The organism is Streptomyces sp. 15-116A (genome assembly GCF_025290915.1).
In the GTDB taxonomy this organism is placed as follows: Bacteria; Actinomycetota; Actinomycetes; order Streptomycetales; family Streptomycetaceae; genus Streptomyces.
In genome coordinates, this window is sequence record NZ_JAOCQE010000435.1 from 1 (window position 1) to 3391 (window position 3391).

3 protein-coding genes are annotated in these 3391 nt (G+C 74.2%); 2 read left to right on the forward strand and 1 reads right to left on the reverse strand.

Going from position 1 to position 3391, the window contains the following annotated elements; genetic code table 11:
* On the reverse strand, positions 1–1712 hold a 1712-nt coding region (locus N4P33_RS33910; protein ID WP_260830767.1), incomplete at its 3' end, for a penicillin acylase family protein.
* Positions 1713–1788: 76 nt separating this feature from the next.
* On the opposite strand from N4P33_RS33910, the gene N4P33_RS33915 reads away from it, so the two are divergent.
* Together N4P33_RS33915 and N4P33_RS33920 are read left to right on the forward strand one after the other, a co-directional pair.
* Positions 1789–2511, forward strand: coding sequence for a siderophore-interacting protein (locus N4P33_RS33915; protein WP_260830768.1), 723 nt, complete (start codon positions 1789–1791; stop codon positions 2509–2511).
* 24 nt (positions 2512–2535) lie between these two features.
* On the forward strand, positions 2536–3129 hold the full coding sequence (locus N4P33_RS33920; protein ID WP_260830769.1) for an HhH-GPD-type base excision DNA repair protein: 594 nt from the start codon (positions 2536–2538) through the stop codon (positions 3127–3129).
* Positions 3130–3391: the final 262 nt, after the last annotated feature.

Below are 3391 nucleotides of genomic sequence, written 5' to 3' on the forward strand. Positions count from 1 at the left end.
CAGCGCAGGAGTTGATCGCGCAGCTCGGCTGCCCGGCCGCTCAGGGCGGCGGTGTCGAGGGCGGCGAGGCGGTCGAGGAGCGCGGCGGCCGAGGCGAGGTGCGTGTCGGTGTGGATCGCGGGCATGTCGGCGGCGGACCAGCGCTCCTTGCCGGCGAGCAGCTCGGCGATCCGGGCGGCGCGGTGCGGCGGGGCGAACTCGACGCCGAGGGGCTCCGCCGGGCCGCGCTGGTTCGCCATCACGGCGACGCCGTCGGTCAGCCCGGCGCGCGGTGACTCGTGCCAGCCCTGCCACTCGTGACCGGCCTCCCAGGCGGGCACGAGCCGCAGCCCGTTGACCGCGGCCCGCACCGGCACGCGCCCGGCGACCCGGTGCAGGGTGCCGCCGGCGGTGTCGGCCGCCTGGACCACGTTGACCGGCTCCGCCCACAGGTCGACGGCCCGGTCGATGTCGCCGACGGTCCGGGCCCGCAACAGGGGCAACAGGGCGGAGAAGCCTAGGTCTTCGGTGACACGGGGCGGGTAGCGGAGGGCGATGGCGAGCGGGGGTGCGGAGGGGTGCGGCACGTGTTCTGCGTCGTCGTCGAGTCGTCGGGACTCGTTGCCGGTGAGGTGCGGGCTGTCGCCGACGGCTGCCGGGCCGTCACCGGCGACGACCGGACCTTCACCGACGACTGGGCCGTCCCCGCCGGCCAACGGGCCGTCGTCCACGAGCGCCGGGCCGTCCCCGCCGGCCACCGGACCCTCACCGCCAGCCACCGGACCCTCACCGACGACCACCGGGCCGTCCTCCAGCCCCTCGGGGCCGCCGATGACGATCGGGCCGCGGGCGGTCTCGATGACCTCGATCTCGACCGGGGTCTCCCCGGCCACCTCGATGGTCTCGGTGTGGCGGGTGGCGCGGTGCCAGGTGCCGTCGGGGCCCAGGGCCTCGATGCCGGCCCCGGTGCGGCGCAGGCGTTCGCGGTAGAGGTCCTGGTAGTCGGCCATCGCGTTGGTGATGGCCCAGGCGGCGGTGCCGGTGTGGCCGAAGTGGGCGATGCCGGGGACGCCGGGCACGGCGAGGCCGACGACGTCGAACTCCGGGCAGGACAGGCGGATCTGCTGATAGACCCCGGGGTCCTCGATGAAGCGGTGCGGGTCCCCGGCGATGACCGCGTGGCCGGTGGTGGTGCGCTCCCCGGCGACCAGCCAGCCGTTGCTGCCGGAGGTGCCGGGACCGTCGGTGGCGAACAGTCCGATCGCGTCCACGCCGAGATGCGCGGCGACCTGCTCGCGCCAGAGCTTGGCGGGGAAGCCGGCGAAGAGGATGTGCGTGGCGAGCCAGACCCCGAGCGGGGTCCAGGGTCTCCATCTCCCCGGGGTGATCGCCACGCGCTCGAACTCGGGGGCGGCGGAGGCGGTCAGCCCCTCGTTGACGCCGTCCACGTACGCCCGTACCCACTCCGCCGTCTCCGGGTCCCGGCGCTCCAGCGCGGCGAAGCACCGCTGGGCGGTGTCGGCGAGCCGGGCCCGGCGCGCGAGGCGGTCCCAGGGCAGCGCTTCGGCGCCGAGGAAGGACGCCGAGGTGCCCTGCAGCCTGTGCCGTTCGGCCTCCAGCTGCCAGGCCCGGTCGAGGGCGGTGACCCGGCCCTGGACACGGGCGAGTTCGAGCGCGCTGCCCGCTCGCAGGTGCGGGATGCCCCACGCGTCCCGGAAGATCTCGCCGGCCACTGTGCCCTCATTTCGCTTTAGGTTAGGCTCCCCTAAGTAAACCGTGGCGGAATCGTACGCGAAGGGTGAAGAGGCGATGGGGCAGGGGCGGGGTTGGGAGGGCGCGGTCCTCAAGCTGATGCGGGCGAAGGACTTCGCGTTCACCGTGACGGGGGCCGAGGACGTCACCGAGGACTATCGGCGGGTGCACTTCACCGACGGAGGGCTGCTCGCGGCGATCGGCGTGCACCCCACGATGTGGGTGCGGCTGTGGTTCGACAACGCGGGCAAGCCGCACCAGCGCGGGTACACGCTGGTCGACCCGGACCCCGCCGCCGGGACCTTCGCGATCGAGTTCGCGCTGCACGAGGGCTGCGCCAGTGACTGGGCGCGGGCGGCGAAGCCCGGCGACACCATCGAGGCGACCGTGCAGGGCACGGGCTTCGAGGAGCCGAGCCCCGCGCCCTCGCACGTCTTCGTGGTCGGCGACCCGGCGTCCCTGCCCGCCATCAACTCCCTGCTGGGCGCGCTGGGTTCGGCACCGGCGACGATCTGGTTCGAGGGCTCGCTGGACGGGCTGCCGTGGGCCGGGGACCCGGAGCGGCACGAGGTGCGCGAGGTGCCGCGCAAGGACGCCGGCGACCATCTCGTGCAGCAGGTGCGCGGTGACCTCCCCGGCCTGCTGCGGGCCACCGCCGACCCGTACGTCTGGATCGCCTGCGACACGAGGACGACTCGCGCGCTGACCGCCTTCGTCCGCAAGGAGCTGGCCGTGCCCAAGCAGCGGATGCACGCCCTGGGGTACTGGCGCGCGAGCTGAGCGGGGACGCGCGATCATCGGGGCATGGACGTCACTCTTCACCTCGCCCAGGACCCCGAAGCCGACGCGCTGCTGGGCCGCAGCCCGCTGGCCGCGCTGACCGGCATGCTGCTGGACCAGCAGATCCCGATGGAGTGGGCGTTCAAGGGCCCGGCGACCATCGCCCGGCGCCTGGGCGCCGACGACCTGGACGCGCACGAGATCGCCGCGTACGACCCGGAGGCGTTCGCGGCGCTGCTCGCGGAGAAGCCGGCGGTGCACCGCTACCCCGGGTCGATGGCGGGCCGCATCCAGCAGCTGTGCCGGTACCTCGTCGAGCACTACGACGGTGACGCCGAGGCGGTCTGGCGGGGCGTCGGCACCGGCGCGGAACTCCTGCGCCGGCTGCAGGACCTGCCCGGCTTCGGCAAGCAGAAGGCCCAGATCTTCCTGGCCCTGCTCGGCAAGCAGCTCGGCGTCCACCCCACCGGCTGGCGCGAGGCCGCGGGCGCGTACGGCGAACCCGACTCCTACCGCTCGGTCGCCGACATCACGGGCCCCGACTCCCTGACGAAGGTCCGCGCGCACAAACAGGAGATGAAAGCGGCGGCCAAGGCAGCGAAGAAGCCGGGCAAGTAGGGCCACCTGATAGCGAACGGGTCGGCAACACAGGGGCGCGGGGAACTGCGCGACCAGCCCCCACAACCCGCAGCCGCCGAACCCCCGCCACCACCCACCCCCGTAGGCCCCGCCCCGATCCACCGCATGGACCCTCCCGGGTGGCCCCCCGAGCTGCCCGGATCCCAGCATGGAGCATGACCGAGCCTCCCAGCGGCTCCCCCTGGGATCCGGAGCGCGGCCCGCGTGACGGCCACGGTCCCGGACCGCACGAGCCGTCCCC

Excerpts from the sequence above, each read along its gene's own strand:
- N4P33_RS33920 (WP_260830769.1), top strand. The coding sequence starts at position 2,536 with ATGGACGTCACTCTTCACCTCGCCCAGGACCCCGAAGCCGACGCGCTG.
- N4P33_RS33915 (WP_260830768.1), top strand. The coding sequence starts at position 1,789 with ATGGGGCAGGGGCGGGGTTGGGAGGGCGCGGTCCTCAAGCTGATGCGG.